General features: G+C 64.0%; 15 protein-coding genes. 12 read left to right on the plus strand and 3 right to left on the minus strand.

The window, feature by feature from the left end; genetic code table 11:
• Positions 1 to 241 precede the first annotated feature (241 nt).
• A complete protein-coding gene (locus tag LQ564_RS04875; RefSeq protein ID WP_231056943.1) occupies positions 242 to 763 on the plus strand; it encodes a tetratricopeptide repeat protein in 522 nt (173 codons plus the stop codon).
• 16 nt (positions 764 to 779) lie between these two features.
• Here LQ564_RS04875 and LQ564_RS04880 read toward each other — a convergent pair whose 3' ends face one another.
• From LQ564_RS04880 to flgA, 3 genes are all read right to left on the minus strand, one after another.
• On the minus strand, positions 780 to 1,256 hold the full coding sequence (locus tag LQ564_RS04880) for a flagella synthesis protein FlgN (RefSeq protein WP_231056944.1): 477 nt from the start codon (positions 1,254 to 1,256) through the stop codon (positions 780 to 782).
• Between the two features lie 6 nt (positions 1,257 to 1,262).
• Positions 1,263 to 1,574 (minus strand): flagellar biosynthesis anti-sigma factor FlgM, encoded by a 312-nt coding sequence (gene flgM, locus LQ564_RS04885; protein ID WP_231056945.1) that lies wholly within the window; start codon positions 1,572 to 1,574, stop codon positions 1,263 to 1,265.
• Positions 1,575 to 1,678: 104 nt separating this feature from the next.
• Positions 1,679 to 2,377 carry a flagellar basal body P-ring formation chaperone FlgA gene (gene flgA, locus LQ564_RS04890; protein WP_231056946.1) on the minus strand — a complete coding sequence of 233 codons (699 nt, stop codon included), beginning with the start codon at positions 2,375 to 2,377 and terminating at the stop codon, positions 1,679 to 1,681.
• 161 nt (positions 2,378 to 2,538) lie between these two features.
• On the opposite strand from flgA, the gene flgB reads away from it, so the two are divergent.
• From flgB to flgL, 11 genes are all read left to right on the plus strand, one after another.
• A complete protein-coding gene (gene flgB, locus LQ564_RS04895) occupies positions 2,539 to 2,958 on the plus strand; it encodes a flagellar basal body rod protein FlgB (protein ID WP_231056947.1) in 420 nt (139 codons plus the stop codon).
• A 13-nt stretch (positions 2,959 to 2,971) separates the two neighbouring features.
• Positions 2,972 to 3,373 carry a flagellar basal body rod protein FlgC gene (gene flgC, locus LQ564_RS04900; protein WP_231056948.1) on the plus strand — a complete coding sequence of 134 codons (402 nt, stop codon included), beginning with the start codon at positions 2,972 to 2,974 and terminating at the stop codon, positions 3,371 to 3,373.
• Between the two features lie 19 nt (positions 3,374 to 3,392).
• Positions 3,393 to 4,103, plus strand: a complete 711-nt coding sequence (locus tag LQ564_RS04905; protein ID WP_231056949.1) for a flagellar hook assembly protein FlgD — start codon at positions 3,393 to 3,395, stop codon at positions 4,101 to 4,103.
• Positions 4,104 to 4,144: 41 nt separating this feature from the next.
• On the plus strand, positions 4,145 to 5,668 hold the full coding sequence (locus LQ564_RS04910; RefSeq protein WP_231056950.1) for a flagellar hook protein FlgE: 1,524 nt from the start codon (positions 4,145 to 4,147) through the stop codon (positions 5,666 to 5,668).
• A gap of 41 nt (positions 5,669 to 5,709) precedes the next feature.
• Positions 5,710 to 6,450, plus strand: a complete 741-nt coding sequence (gene flgF / locus LQ564_RS04915) for a flagellar basal-body rod protein FlgF (RefSeq protein ID WP_231056951.1) — start codon at positions 5,710 to 5,712, stop codon at positions 6,448 to 6,450.
• Between the two features lie 63 nt (positions 6,451 to 6,513).
• Positions 6,514 to 7,296: a flagellar basal-body rod protein FlgG gene (gene flgG, locus LQ564_RS04920; RefSeq protein ID WP_231056952.1), complete on the plus strand. Its 783-nt coding sequence runs from the start codon at positions 6,514 to 6,516 to the stop codon at positions 7,294 to 7,296.
• A 12-nt stretch (positions 7,297 to 7,308) separates the two neighbouring features.
• Positions 7,309 to 7,959 (plus strand): flagellar basal body L-ring protein FlgH, encoded by a 651-nt coding sequence (locus tag LQ564_RS04925; RefSeq protein ID WP_231056953.1) that lies wholly within the window; start codon positions 7,309 to 7,311, stop codon positions 7,957 to 7,959.
• Between the two features lie 13 nt (positions 7,960 to 7,972).
• A complete protein-coding gene (locus tag LQ564_RS04930) occupies positions 7,973 to 9,076 on the plus strand; it encodes a flagellar basal body P-ring protein FlgI (protein ID WP_231056954.1) in 1,104 nt (367 codons plus the stop codon).
• Positions 9,077 to 9,104: 28 nt separating this feature from the next.
• Positions 9,105 to 10,064 carry a flagellar assembly peptidoglycan hydrolase FlgJ gene (gene flgJ, locus LQ564_RS04935; RefSeq protein ID WP_231056955.1) on the plus strand — a complete coding sequence of 320 codons (960 nt, stop codon included), beginning with the start codon at positions 9,105 to 9,107 and terminating at the stop codon, positions 10,062 to 10,064.
• Positions 10,065 to 10,143: 79 nt separating this feature from the next.
• Positions 10,144 to 12,105 carry a flagellar hook-associated protein FlgK gene (gene flgK, locus LQ564_RS04940; RefSeq protein ID WP_231056956.1) on the plus strand — a complete coding sequence of 654 codons (1,962 nt, stop codon included), beginning with the start codon at positions 10,144 to 10,146 and terminating at the stop codon, positions 12,103 to 12,105.
• 33 nt (positions 12,106 to 12,138) lie between these two features.
• Positions 12,139 to 13,371, plus strand: a complete 1,233-nt coding sequence (flgL, locus tag LQ564_RS04945) for a flagellar hook-associated protein FlgL (protein WP_231056957.1) — start codon at positions 12,139 to 12,141, stop codon at positions 13,369 to 13,371.
• The last annotated feature ends 354 nt before the right edge of the window (positions 13,372 to 13,725 follow it).

Genomic DNA, 13,725 nt, shown 5'->3' on the forward strand with positions numbered 1-13,725 from the left:
CAAAACGCGAGAAAAATTGTCGAACAAAAAATCGACCTCTCAACACGGCCGCTACGCGATTTTCTCGAGGTCGGGAAGGGTCACCCTAACAATGAATTTTTCGAGTTTCTATGTTTTTACACAGCCTGGGTCGACAACTGCCCTAAAGTCAATCAGTGGCCATGCCACAACACAATCTGCCAAGCTGGCGCGGACGGCCGCGCTCGAGCGCCAATCTTCCATCCACCATGATCGAGACTGAATGACCGACCAGGCAAATGCGTCCAGGCTCGCCAACGAAGCATTCGACCTTTGGCAAGCCGGGAACCTTGAGCAAGCCCGGGTGCTATACGACGAGGCTATTTCCCTGGCTGACCCGGAACATTTTGGTTTACCGATGTACCACGGACAGTATGCGAGCTTGCTGAACTACCTTGGCCAGCGAGAACAGGCCACCGAGCAGATGGAAAAGGCCTTGGCCGCCGAAATCGCCCAGGGATACGAAGAGGGGTCTTCGCCAACCATCGTGGCGCGTTATTTTCTCGCCGACCAGCTGCTCCGGCTCGGCCATCTCGAGCGCGCGCTCGACACCCTGGCTCCTTCGATCCGCCATGCGCCGGAAAGCTGGCTCACACGCTATCAGGAGGCCCAGGTGTTATTCGCGATGGATAGAAGGGCAGACGCCAGGACCGCTGCCGCGCTCGCCGTGAAGCACGCGCCCACGGCGGACAAGGCGGAAGAACTCCGGGAACGTTTGAAGGAGGTATTCGGCGGCGCGGGATGACGCCCGTGGGCGCCGCTCAGCCGATCACGTAGCGCTTCGACGGCCCGCTGCCGAGCGTCTGGCCGCTGGCGCCATAGACGCCGCCAACGTCGGCCCCGGCGCCGGCCGGCATGCGCAGGGCGTTGAGCACGCCCTGGTTGTGCGCCAGCTGCTTGTTGATCAGCATGCCGTTGACGCGGTTGAGTTCCTTGGCCTGGCGCGCCAGGTCGAGCAGGGCTTCCCATTGCGCGCGGGCATCCGGGTTGCCGCTCACCGCCAGCCACGGTTCCATGCCCGTTTCCGCACCTTCGCAGCCGGCCGCCACCAGCGCGGCGTGGCGCTGGCTGGACAGCTCGCCCAGTTGCTGCAGCAAGGAATTCTTGCGTGGAGTGAGTTCCGCCAGCCCATCGGCGTCCGCTGCGACCAGCAGCGTCTGTTCCTGTTTCATCAGCTCGATGAGAGAGCCGAGGTGTTGCTGTTCTTGTGAGACGGTCGAGATCGGGCTGGTAGGCATGAAAGGTTATCGCTTGCGGGAATGGAGCAAGTCGCGCACGGTGTCGAGCAGGCCGTCGGCGACTTTCTCGGAGTTGACCTGGAACTGGCCATCGGCGATGGCCATCTTGATGCGTTCGACTTTCTTGGTGTCGAACACCTGGTTGTTGCTGCCCACGGCATTCGCCATCGCCTGGCCCTGGGACGACAGGCGCACGCTGTCGGTCTGCGCCTGGGTGGTGGCGGTCGTGGTGGCGGCCTTGTCCGCGGCGCGCGTGTTGTTCGCCGGGGTGTTGGCTGGCTGGAGGCCTGCGCCCTTGAGGTTATCGTTGATTTTCACAGCATCATCCTTCTCTGGTCGGAGCCGGAAACTCCGGTATCTGCATCGTGTATCGGCGCGGATTTCACAAACTTTAGAGCAGAAAAGGGCTTTGGAAAAATATTCTAGATGGCGATCTCGATGATGCCGCCCAGCCGCGCCGTACCGCTCACGACCTGGCCCGACCCGGTACGCGCCTGCGCCACCTGGCCCTCACCGGCATTGTTGATCGCCTTCGCTTCGGCGGACACCGAGAAATTCGACCCTTTCGACACCAAGCGCACCGCCTGGCCCTGCTGGACCACCGGTTTGCTCTTCAAGGTGTCGAGCCGCAGGGGCGTGCCGGCCGGCAGCGAGGCGGTCGGCATGCGGCCGATGGCCTGGGCCATGTCGGTAATGATGCCGTTCGGCATGGCGGCAATGTCGCCCTTCATCATGACCAGCTGGCTGGCGTCGACCGCCTGGCCCTGGGCCAGGGGAACGGCGGCGGCCACGTAGTCGGCGACCACGTTGACGGTGGCTTGAATATACACCGTCCACGGGCTCGGGGCGGTGCAGCGTACGCCGACCGTTGTTTTTCCCCACGGCCTGGCGCCCGGCTGCTGGAAGGCTTCCGGGGCCGGGCAGGCGGCCAGGCTGGTGCGCGGGTCGACGTTGCCGACCTTGACCGTCACCTGGCCGGGCAGGCCGGCGGTCTGGGTCTGCAGGAATTGTTCGGCGACCGCGCGCAGGGCCGGCAGGTTCTGGCGGGCGGCAGTCTGTTGCGCGGATGCGAACGGTGCCGCCGCCAGCGCGGCGAGAAAGAAGAGGGCAAGGCGTTTCATGATTCCCCGGTGGGAAAGAGAGAATGCAGCCATTGTAGGCGTGTGATTCCCTGGCGAAACTTTGAATAGCCGGGGTTTCTTCGCCTTTCTCTTTCGATCCCCGATTGTTGCTCCTGCGTATCATCGCTTCTGTCCCAACAAGCATCCAGCCAGGAGGCGGCATGATCGGCAAGATCGACCAGTACCTGAGTTTCCATGAAACGGCCCTGTCCCTGCGCGCCCAGCGCCAGGAACTGCTGGCGTCGAACATCGCCAATGCCGACACGCCGAACTACAAGGCGCGCGACATCGATTTCAACAGCGCGCTGCAGGGCGCCCTGGCAAGCAAAGGCGCGGCATCCGGCCCGCTGGCCACGACGAACAGCGGCCACCTCGGCCGCGGCGCGCCGACCGGCGACATGCTGGCCAACGGCACCCCGGTACTGTACCGCGGCGTGGTGCAGGGCAGCGTCGACGGCAACACGGTCGACATGGACGTCGAGCGCAACCAGTTCGCCGACAACGGCCTGCGCTATGAAGCCGGCATCACCATGATCAACCACCAGATCAAGGGCCTGCTGGCCGCGATCCAAGGTCAATAAACGGTAAGCAGCCATGTCCCTTTTCAATATCTTCAATGTGAGCGGTTCGGCCATGAGCGCCCAGGCCCAGCGCCTGAACACCACCGCCAGCAACCTGGCGAATGCCGACAGCGCCACCAGCCCGACGGGGGAGGCCTACCGCGCCAAGGCGGTGGTGTTCGAGGCGGTGCCGCAGCAGTCCGGCGCCACCGCGGTGCGGGTGCGCGAAGTGGTCGAGGATCCATCGCCCCTGAAACAGGTCTACGACCCGAAACACCCGCTGGCCGACGACAAGGGCTATGTGTCGATGCCGAACGTGAACGTGGTCGACGAGATGGTCAACATGATGTCGGCCTCGCGTTCCTACCAGACCAACGTCGAAACCATGAACGCGGCCAAGACCATGCTGCTCAAGACCCTGACCCTGGGTTCCTGATTTTTAAGAACACTCCACCATGACCACCGTAAACACCAATTCCGGCGCCAACAATATCAGCGATGTGATGTCGGCCATGAACGGCAAGAAGGCCGAAGTCGACAGCGTCCAGGCCGACACCGACAAGTTCATGACCCTGCTCGTGACCCAGCTGAAGAACCAGGATCCGCTGAACCCGCTCGACAACGCCCAGGTCACCAGCCAGCTGGCCCAATTGTCGACCGTCACCGGCGTCAACAAGCTGAACGCCACCCTGGAAACCCTGAAGACCAGCTACCAGTCGACCGAAGCACTGCAGGCGACCAACCTGATCGGCCACGGCGTGCTGGTCGAGGGCAACAAGCTGAGCCTGTACGAAGGCAAGGCCATCCTCGGCGCGGAAATCGACAAGGCGGTCGACAAGCTGCAGGTGGTCATCACCAGCACCACCACCGGCAAGGAAGTCGCCACCATCGACCTGGGTGCCCAGGAAGCCGGCGTGGTGCCGATCGCCTGGGACGGCATTCCCGACCCGGACAAGCTGGACGCCAACGGCAAGCCGGTCCAGCTCCCGGATGGCAATTACACCTATAAAGTCGTCGCCATGCGCGGCGGCGAGGAAGTCAAGGATGCGCGCGCACTGTCCTTCGACAGCGTGGCCAGCGTGACCACGAACGGCAAGGACGGCGTCAAGCTGAATCTGCCGGTCAAGGGCGCCGTCACCCTTACCGATATCAAACAAGTCCTGTAAGCCGAGCCGCTTACTTCTTTCTCTCTTTTCAGGAGTACACCATGTCTTTCCAACAAGGTCTGAGCGGCTTGAACGGCGCAGCCAAATCCCTCGACGTCATCGGCAACAACATCGCCAACGCCAGCACGGTCGGCTTCAAGGGTTCGACCACCCAGTTCGCCGACGTCTACGCCAGCTCGCTGAACGGGGCCGGCGGCATCTCGGCCGGTATCGGCGTGAAGGTCGCGGCCATTTCCCAGCAGTTCACGCAAGGTAACGTCGAAGCCTCGAACAACCCGCTCGACATCGCCATCAACGGCGCCGGCTTCTTCCGTACCGAAGCCTCGGGCATGGTCCAGTACAGCCGCAATGGCCAGTTCCAGCTCGACAAGAACGGCTTCCTGATCAACGCGCAGGGCGCCAAGCTGACTGGCTATGGCCTGAACGCCAACGGCGCCCTGGTCGCCGGCGCCCCGACCCCGCTGCAGATCGACACCTCCGACCTCGCCCCGGTGACCACCAGCAAGGTCAAGATGGAACTGAACCTGGATTCGCGCAGCACCGAGCCGGTCAACGCCCCGTTCGACGCCGACGATCCCACCACCTACAACAAGCAGACCCCGATGAGCGTGTACGACACGCTGGGCAATCCGCACGTGCTGTCGACTTATTACGTGAAGAGCGGCCCGGGCACCTGGGACGTGTACGCCGCCAACGACGGCACCGAGATGACCAACCTGGCGGTGGCGGCCGCAGCTACCGGCAACGCCGGCGTGACCAGCGCGCGCGCCGCCTGGGAAGCCGCGACCAAGGCCGTGCCGCCGGTGCCCGCCACCATCGCGAGCGCCCTGAACGCCTATGCGACCGCCGCCTCGGCCGCGGTCTCGGCCGCCGCCGGCACCGCCGGCGCGACCGCCGCCAACCAGACCGAGATCGGCACCGCCGCCACCAACGCCGCCCTGGTGCCGGGCGCCACCCCGTCGGAGATCGACGCCGCCATGGCCAAGGCCATCAGCGTGCCGGCCAAGCCGGTGGGCAAGCTCGTGTTCGACACCAACGGCGGCATGAACAAGGTCCTGACCACCGACGCCGGCAAGATGTCGCTGACCCTGCCGGTGTTCCCGTCGACCGGTTCCGAGCCGACCATGCCGATCAGCATCGACTACGACGGCACCACCCAGTACGGCACCGCCACCAGCGAGAAGAAGCTGACCCAGGACGGCTACGCGGCCGGCAACCTGCAGCGTTTCACCACCGGCACCGACGGCACCATCCTGGGCCAGTACAGCAACGGCCAGACCCGGCCGCTGGGACAGGTGATCCTGGCCAACTTCACCAACCCGAACGGCCTCGAGCCGCTGGGCAACAACGCCTGGGCGGAGTCGGCCAACTCGGGCGTGCCGCTGCTGGGCACCCCGAACTCGGGCAGCTTCGGCGTGCTGCAGCAGTCGGCGGTGGAAAGCTCGAACGTCGACCTGACGGCGGAACTGGTCAACATGATCACGGCGCAGCGCGTGTACCAGGCGAATGCGCAGACCATCAAGACGCAGGATTCGGTGTTGCAGACCCTCGTTAATCTGCGTTAATGAATTAATACGCCTGCCGCGCCACCGCACCTGGAAAAAACATGGACCGCCTGATCTACACCGTCGCCTCCGGCACGAAACACATCCTCGAAAAGCAGGCCACGACCTCGAACAACCTGGCCAACGTGAGCACCACGGGCTTCCGCGCCCAGCTGGATGTGTTCCGTTCCGCGCCGGTGCAGGGCGAAGGCTTGCCGACGCGCGCCTTCGTGGTCGATTCGACCGCGGGCTCGAACTTCCAGGCCGGTGCGCTGCAGGTGACGGGGCGCGACCTGGACGTGGCGGTGAAGGGCGACGGCTGGCTGGCGGTGCAGATGCCGGACGGCACCGAGGCCTACACCCGCAACGGTTCGCTGCAGACCAGCCCCAACGGCCTGCTCACCACCGCCGGCGGCATGACGGTGGCGGGCGAGGGCGGTCCGATCACGATTCCGCCCGACGTCACCGTGACCGTGGGCGGCGATGGCACCATTTCCACGATTTCCACCACCGACCAGCCGGCGGCCAGCAATATCCTGGGCCGCCTGAAACTGGTCAATCCGCCGACCCAGAACCTGGTGCGCGGCGACGACGGCCTGTTCCGCCTGAAGGATGGCGGCACGGCCCAGGCCGACCCGTCCGTGACGGTGGCCGGCGGCGCGCTCGAGGGCAGCAACGTCAGCGCGATCGACTCGATGGTCGAGATGATCAGTTTGGCACGTTCTTTCGAGACGCAAATGAGCATGTTGAAGAACGCGGAGAATAACGCCGCGAAAGCCACCCAGATCCTCGCTTTGAATTGATAGTTGCCCGGGCATAATTCTTCTGTCGCGGCAGACCTCGTCTGCCGTCTTTAGGAGAATTCCATGATCCGTTCGCTGTATATCGCCAAGACCGGCCTCGAGGCGCAGCAAACCAACCTCGACGTCATCTCGAACAACCTCGCCAACGTCAGCACCAACGGCTTCAAGCGCTCCCGCGCGGTGTTCGAAGACCTGCTGTACCAGAACGTGCGCCAGCCCGGCGCCCAGTCCTCGCAGCAGAGCAACCTGCCGTCGGGCCTGCAGATCGGTACCGGTGTGCGCACCGTCGCCACCGAGCGCATCCACACCCAGGGCAATCCCCAGCTGACCGGCAACTCCAAGGACGTGATGGTCAACGGCGCCGGCTTCTTCCCGGTGCTGCTGCCGGACGGCACCCAGGCCTATACCCGCGACGGCTCCTTCCAGACCGATGCCAACGGCCAGCTGGTCACCTCCAGCGGCTTCGTGATCCAGCCTGCGATTACCATTCCGGCGAATGCCGAAGCGATCACCGTCGGCCGTGACGGCGTCGTTTCCGTGAAACTGCCGGGCACCGTGGCCCCGACCCAGGTCGGCTCGCTGCAGCTGGCCACCTTCATCAACCCGGCAGGACTCGAGTCGCGCGGCGAGAACCTGTACGTCGAGACCGGCGCCTCGGGCAACCCGAACCTGAACGTGCCGGGCACCAACGGCTCCGGCGTGCTGATGCAGGGCTATGTCGAATCGTCGAACGTCAACGTGGTCGAGGAAATGGTCAACATGATCCAGACCCAGCGTGCCTACGAGATCAACTCGAAGGCGATCACGACTTCCGACCAGATGCTGCAAAAACTGTCCCAGCTCTAATTTTTCATAGACATGAAATCCACTTTCGCTTTCGTTGCTGCGCTGGCCATCCTGGCCGGTTGCTCGACCACCCCAAGCTCCATCGTCCAAGGGCCGACCTCCGCCCGTCCGATGCTGGTGCAGGCCGCGCCGGCCAACGACGGCGCCATCTACAACGCCAACAGCTACCGCCCGATGTTCGAAGACCGCCGCGCGCGCCACATCGGCGATTTGCTGACCGTGAACATCACCGAGCGCACCTCGGCCGGCAAGTCGGGCGCCAGCACCGGCAGCAAGTCGGGCAGCGCCAGCTTCACCGTGCCGGGCCCGATGCAGGCGAAACTCGGCGCGGGCGTGGGCCTGGAAGGCGCGAACAAGTTTGCCGACGCCGACACCCAGAGCGCCTCGAACAATTTCTCGGGCACGATCGGCGTCACCGTCACCGAAGTGCTCCCGAACGGCAACCTGATCGTCGCCGGCGAGAAGCAGGTCGCCATGAACAAGGGCGTCGAGTACATCCGCTTCTCGGGCATGGTCGCACCAGACACCATCCAGCCGGGCAATATGGTTGCCTCGACCGTCGTGGCCGATGCACGGGTCGAGTACCGCACCAACAGCCGCGTCGACAAAGCCGAGCTGAGCAATATGTTCTCGCGCTTCTTCCAGTCGATGCTGCCGTTCTGAGGCAAGGGTTAACATGAAATTCGCTTCCATCGCCCTGATCTGCGCAGCCCTCCTGGGCGCGGCCCCGCTGGCCCAGGCCGAGCGCCTGAAGGACCTTGCCAACGTCGCCGGCGTGCGTGAAAACCAGTTGTCCGGCTACGGCATCGTCGTGGGCCTGGACGGCACCGGCGACCAGACCAGCCAGACCCCCTTTACCGTGCAGTCGATCCAGGCGATGCTGCAGCAAAAGGGCGTCAACCTGCCGCCGGGCACCCAGCTGCAACTGAAGAACGTGGCGGCCGTGATGGTCACCACCTCGCTGCCGGCCTTCGCCCAGCCGGGCCAGAACATCGACATCACCGTGTCCTCGATCGGTAATGCGAAGAGCCTGCGCGGCGGCACCCTGCTCATGACCCCGCTGCACGGCGCCGATGGCCAGGTCTATGCCATGGCCCAGGGCAATGTGCTGGTCGGCGGTGTCGGCGCGCAAGCCGGCGGCGCCCAGGTGCAGGTGAATCACCTGTCGGTCGGCAAGATTTCGAACGGCGCCACCGTCGAGCGCGCCGTGGCTTCGAACCTGGGCGCGGACAACCAGATCCGCCTGGAACTGAAGCAAACCGATTTCTCGACCGCGGCCAAGGTGGTGGAAGCCATCAACGACCAGTTCGGCGCCGGCATCGCCACCGCCCTCGACGGCCGCGTGATCCGCGTGCGCACCCCGTCCTCGAGCGACCAGCGCGTGGCCTTCCTCGGCCAGCTGGAAAGCATCGATGTCGGCCGCGCAAAGGATGCCGCGAAAGTGATCATGAACGCGCGCACCGGTTCGGTCGTGATGAACCAGGCCGTGATGCTGGAAAACTGCGCGATCTCGCACGGCAACCTGACCGTGACCGTCGGCGCCGACACCGAGGTCAGCCAGCCGAATCCGGCCTCCCGTGGCCAGACCGTGGTCACCCAGAAGAATTCGGTCGACATCAAGAAGGACCCGGGCCGCGTGCTGAACGTCAAGGGCGGCGCTTCGCTGGCCGAAGTGGTGAAGGCGATGAATTCGATCGGCACCACCCCGCAAGACCTGCTGGCCATCCTGCAGGCGCTGAAGGCCGCCGGTTCGCTGCGCGCCGAACTCGAAATCATCTAAGCGTAAGCAGAAACTCGACACGACCATCATGATCGGTTCCCCGTCCACTGACCTCAGCAGCAAGTTCGCCCTCGACACCAAGGGCCTTGGCGAACTCAAGCAGGGCGCCAAGAATGGTTCGCCCGCCGCGCTGAAGGAGGCCGCCACCCAGTTCGAAGCCATGTTCATCAACATGATGATGAAGAGCATGCGCGACGCGACCCCGGCGGATGGCCTGATGGACAATAACCAGACCAAGATGTTCACCGGCATGCTGGACCAGCAGATGAGCCAAAACCTGGCCAAGCGCGGCATGGGCCTGGCCGACGTGCTGACCCGTCAATTGACCGCCAACCAGACCGGTGCCGCGGCGCTCGCGATCGGCGCCGACGGCATGGCGGCCGGCAATGCGGCTGCGAAGGCCCAGGCCCTGGCGCCGTTGGACGGCAGCATGCGTCCTGGCATGGACGCGGCCACCATGATCAAGACCGGCGCCAGGCAGCCGGGCGCGCCGGCGCTGCCGCTCACCACGGAGTCGGGCCGGGTCCAGGCGCCGCATGTGCGCGCCTTCCAGGAAAAGCTGCACCCGCACGCGGCCGAAGCCGAGCGCGCCACCGGCGTGCCGGCCAAGTTCATGCTGGGCCAGGCGGCGCTGGAAAGCGGCTGGGGCAAGCGCATGATCCGCAATGCCGACGGTAGCAACAGCAACAACCTGTTCGGCATCAAGGCCGGCCCGGGCTGGAAAGGGAAGGTCGCCACCGCCGTCACCACCGAATACGTGAACGGCGTGGCGCACCGCAAGGTGGAAAAATTCCGCGCCTACGACACGCCGGCCGATTCGTTCAAGGACTACGCCAATATGCTGGCCAAGAATCCGCGTTACGAAAAAGTCATCAACAGCGGCGGCGACGCCAGCCAGTTCGCCCACGGCCTGCAGCGCGCCGGGTATGCGACCGACCCGCTGTATGCGTCCAAGCTGACCCGCATCATCAAGCAGTCGCTGGCGTAATGGTTGCGTCCTTGTCGATCCGACAAATCAAGTTTTCCGGATCGCTGCCGTAGATAGAACCGTTAAGAAGGAAAAATAAATGTCCGGTAACCTCCTCAGCATTGGCAAAAGCGGCCTCTACGCGGCGCAGGCCGGCCTGTCCACGACCGGCCACAACATCACCAACGCCAACGTGGCCGGCTACAACCGCCAGGTCGTGGTGCAGGCCACCGCGCCCATGCTCGATACCGGCGTCGGTTTCCAGGGCACCGGCACCCAGGTCTCGCAGATCAAGCGCTACAGCGACGAATTCCTGAACACCCAGGTGCGCAACGCCCAGGCCAGCAAGAGCGGGCTGGACTCCTACTACGCCCAGATCAGCCAGATCGACAATATGCTGGCCGACCAGACCGCCGGCCTGTCGCCCTCGCTGCAGAGCTTCTTCAAGGGCGTGCAGGACATGGCCGCGAACCGCGCCTCGGTACCGTCGCGCCAGGCCATGCTCTCAAGCGCCGATACCCTGGCGACGCGCTTCCAGGCGCTCGACTCCCGCCTCGGCGAAATCCGCGAAGGCGTGAACAGCACCATCGAGACCAGCGTCACGACGATCAACGCCTACGCCAACCAGATCGCCCAGCTCAATGAGCAGATCAGCAACTTTTCCTCGGCAGGGCAGAACCTGCCGAACGACCTGCTCGACAAGCGCGACCAGCTGGTGATGGAGCTGAACACCCACGTCAAGGCCAACGTCATGCCGGGCGATAACAACAGCCTGACGATCTCGATCGGCAGCGGCCAGCCGCTGGTGGTGGGCCAGCGCGCCTTCCAGCTCGCGGCCATGAAGTCGCCGACCGACCTGACCCGTGTCGAAGTCGGTTATGTCACCGGCAGCAAGGTTTCGGTACTGGCCGACAACGCCCTGAGCGGCGGCACCCTCGGCGGCGCACTGGAATTCCGCAGCAAGACCCTGGACCCGGCCCAGAGCGCGCTGGGCAAGGTGGCGATCGGCCTGGCGGTGGAATTCAACAACCAGCACAAGCTCGGCCTCGACCAGGACGGCAAGCCCGGCAAGGATTTCTTCAGCGTGGCGCCGGCCTATGTCGGCAAGAACATCAATAACGCTGCGTCCAGCACCACGGAAGTGAAAGCGGTCGTCACCGACCCGTCGAAGCTGGTCGACAGCGACTACAAGGTCGAGTACAGCGGCAGCGGCTACAACGTGATCCGCCTGTCCGACAACAAGCCGGTGCTGTCCAACTACACGCCGGACGGCAACCCGGTCTCGATCGACGGCGTCGATTTCACCATCACCGGCAACGCCGCCGCGGGCGACGAATTCCTGGTGCGCCCGACCTTCAACGGCGCCTCCGGCTTCAACCTGCTGGTCAAGGAAACCGCCGGCATCGCCGCCGCCACCCCGATCGTCACCAGCGAGCCGCTGAACAATACCGGCACCGCCAGGATCAGCGAGAGCAAGGTCACCGCGGACTTCCTGGCCAACCCCACGGCCCTGCCGGTGACCCTGTCCTACGACGCGGCCAGCGGCGACCTGGGCGGCTTCCCGGCCGGCATGCCGGTGCGCGTGGTCGGCAGCGACGGCACGGTGACCAACTATCCGGCGCCGGCCACCAATGTCGAATTCAAGGCCGGATCCACCTACACTTTTGGGGGCGTCAGCGTCACCATGAGCGGCACCCCGGGCGACAAGGACACTTTCAAGATCGCCAGCAACAGCGGCGGGGTGGGCGACACCCGCAACATCGGCCTGCTGGGCGACCTGCAGACCAAGAACATCTTCAACAACGGCAGCGCGACCCTGCAATCCTCGTATGCCCAGCTGGTCAGCACGGTCGGCAACAAGACCCGCGAAGTGCAGGTCAACGGCCAGGCCGCCGACGCCCTGCTGACCCAGACCAAGACCGCCGCCCAGGACGTCTCGGGCGTGAACCTGGACGAGGAAGCGACCAACCTGCTCAAGTACCAGCAGGCCTACCAGGCCGCGGGCAAGGTCATGCAAATCGCCGGCACCATCTTCGACACACTGCTGTCGATCGGCCGCTAAGTCAATTCAAGCATCACGTCATCCGGAGCAGTCATGCGCATCAGCACCCTGTCGATCTACAGCAACGCCACCAGCCAGCTGAACACGCTGCAAAGCGCGCTGGCGCGCACCCAGATGCAGCTGTCGACCAACCGCCGCATCATCACGCCGGCCGATGACCCGGTCGCCTCGGCGCGGGCGCTGGAAGTGAGCCAGTCGAAGGAGATGAACAGCCAGTACGCCACCAACCGCTCCAGCGCGCGTTCCTCGCTGTCGACGGTGGAAGGGGCGCTGCAGAACGCCGGCGACCTGCTGCAGGACATCCAGCAGCTGGCGGTGAACGCCGGTAACGGCACCATGGTGCAGGGCGACCGCATCAAGCTGGCCACCGAGCTGGAAGGGCGCCTGCAGGACTTGCTGGGCGTGGCCAACAGCACCGACGGCGCCGGCGGCTATCTGTTCTCGGGCTATATGGCGACCACGCAACCGTTCAACCAGAATGGCACCGGCGCTTCCTACCAGGGCGACCAGGGCCAGCGCATGCTGCAGGTGGGCGCCTCGCGCAAGATGCCGCTGTCGGCCTCGGGCAGCGCCGTGTTCGAGAACAATCTTACTGGCAACGGCACTTTCCAGACCCAGGCGGATAAAACCAATACCGGGGCCGCCATCATCTCCTCGGGTTCGGTGATCGACCGCAGCCTGGCCGAGCAGGGCAAGAGCTACAAGCTGAGCTTCGCGGTGACCGGCACCCCGGCCGTGACCACCTACAGCGTGGTCGATACTTCCGTGGCCGGCGTCGAGACGCCGGTGGCGGGCCAGACCGGCATCCCCTACGAGGCCGGCAAGGCGATCAGTTTCGGCGGCATCAGCTTCGACATCAAGGGCGAGCCGGCCGACGGCGACGATTTCACCATGGAGCCGAGCGAGAAGCAGTCGGTGTTCACCACCGTCACTAACCTGATCAATGCGCTGAAGGCGCCGGCCGACGGCTCGAGCGGCAAGGCGGCGTTGTCGAACAGCCTGAATACGGCGCTCGACAACCTCAAGCAGGCGCACGACAACGTGCTGACGGTGCAGGCCTCGGTCGGCGCCCATATGAAGGAACTCGACTACCTCGACAGCGCGGGGGACGACCTCGACATCCAGTACGCGGCGACCCTGGGCGACCTGCAGGATCTGGACGTGGTGAAGGCGATTTCGGACTTCTCGCAGCAGCAAACCACCTTGCAGGCGGCGCAGATGTCGTTCAAGACGATGTCGGGGTTGTCGCTGTTTAACTACCTGTGAGCTGTTCTGCAAGAAAACGAAGCCGGCGCAAGCCGGCTTTTTTTATGCATGAAACGGAAATGGAATATTTGGTGCGTTGCAATAAGCGGCAAATATTGTTTGCAAACACATCCGGAGTTTCATTACAAAAGTGGATAACTTTATGACAAAAGCATAGGGTTGTATTGACGCTTATGTAGCAGTCATGTTGGTCATACGTAACAAAACGTATCATCCACGCGACGATTGTAGCGATTATCAAAATTTCCTTGCAAAAACTCACTTTGCTGCTTTGCGGAAAGTCAATTGTTATGTAAAAGTGGACCTGTGCACCTTTACATGAAGATGAAACAAAGTTCAGGTAGGGCTGCAACC

The sequence above is a fragment of the Massilia phyllostachyos genome, from assembly GCF_021044825.1.
Lineage (GTDB): Bacteria > Pseudomonadota > Gammaproteobacteria > Burkholderiales > Burkholderiaceae_D > Telluria > Telluria phyllostachyos.

Coding starts and splice junctions, on each gene's coding strand:
- flgG (WP_231056952.1), top strand. CDS start 6,514: ATGATCCGTTCGCTGTATATCGCCAAGACCGGCCTCGAGGCGCAGCAA.
- flgF (WP_231056951.1), top strand. CDS start 5,710: ATGGACCGCCTGATCTACACCGTCGCCTCCGGCACGAAACACATCCTC.
- LQ564_RS04910 (WP_231056950.1), top strand. CDS start 4,145: ATGTCTTTCCAACAAGGTCTGAGCGGCTTGAACGGCGCAGCCAAATCC.
- flgC (WP_231056948.1), top strand. CDS start 2,972: ATGTCCCTTTTCAATATCTTCAATGTGAGCGGTTCGGCCATGAGCGCC.
- flgA (WP_231056946.1), bottom strand. CDS start 2,377: ATGAAACGCCTTGCCCTCTTCTTTCTCGCCGCGCTGGCGGCGGCACCG.
- LQ564_RS04905 (WP_231056949.1), top strand. CDS start 3,393: ATGACCACCGTAAACACCAATTCCGGCGCCAACAATATCAGCGATGTG.
- LQ564_RS04875 (WP_231056943.1), top strand. CDS start 242: ATGACCGACCAGGCAAATGCGTCCAGGCTCGCCAACGAAGCATTCGAC.
- flgJ (WP_231056955.1), top strand. CDS start 9,105: ATGATCGGTTCCCCGTCCACTGACCTCAGCAGCAAGTTCGCCCTCGAC.
- flgL (WP_231056957.1), top strand. CDS start 12,139: ATGCGCATCAGCACCCTGTCGATCTACAGCAACGCCACCAGCCAGCTG.
- LQ564_RS04880 (WP_231056944.1), bottom strand. CDS start 1,256: ATGCCTACCAGCCCGATCTCGACCGTCTCACAAGAACAGCAACACCTC.
- LQ564_RS04930 (WP_231056954.1), top strand. CDS start 7,973: ATGAAATTCGCTTCCATCGCCCTGATCTGCGCAGCCCTCCTGGGCGCG.
- LQ564_RS04925 (WP_231056953.1), top strand. CDS start 7,309: ATGAAATCCACTTTCGCTTTCGTTGCTGCGCTGGCCATCCTGGCCGGT.
- flgK (WP_231056956.1), top strand. CDS start 10,144: ATGTCCGGTAACCTCCTCAGCATTGGCAAAAGCGGCCTCTACGCGGCG.
- flgB (WP_231056947.1), top strand. CDS start 2,539: ATGATCGGCAAGATCGACCAGTACCTGAGTTTCCATGAAACGGCCCTG.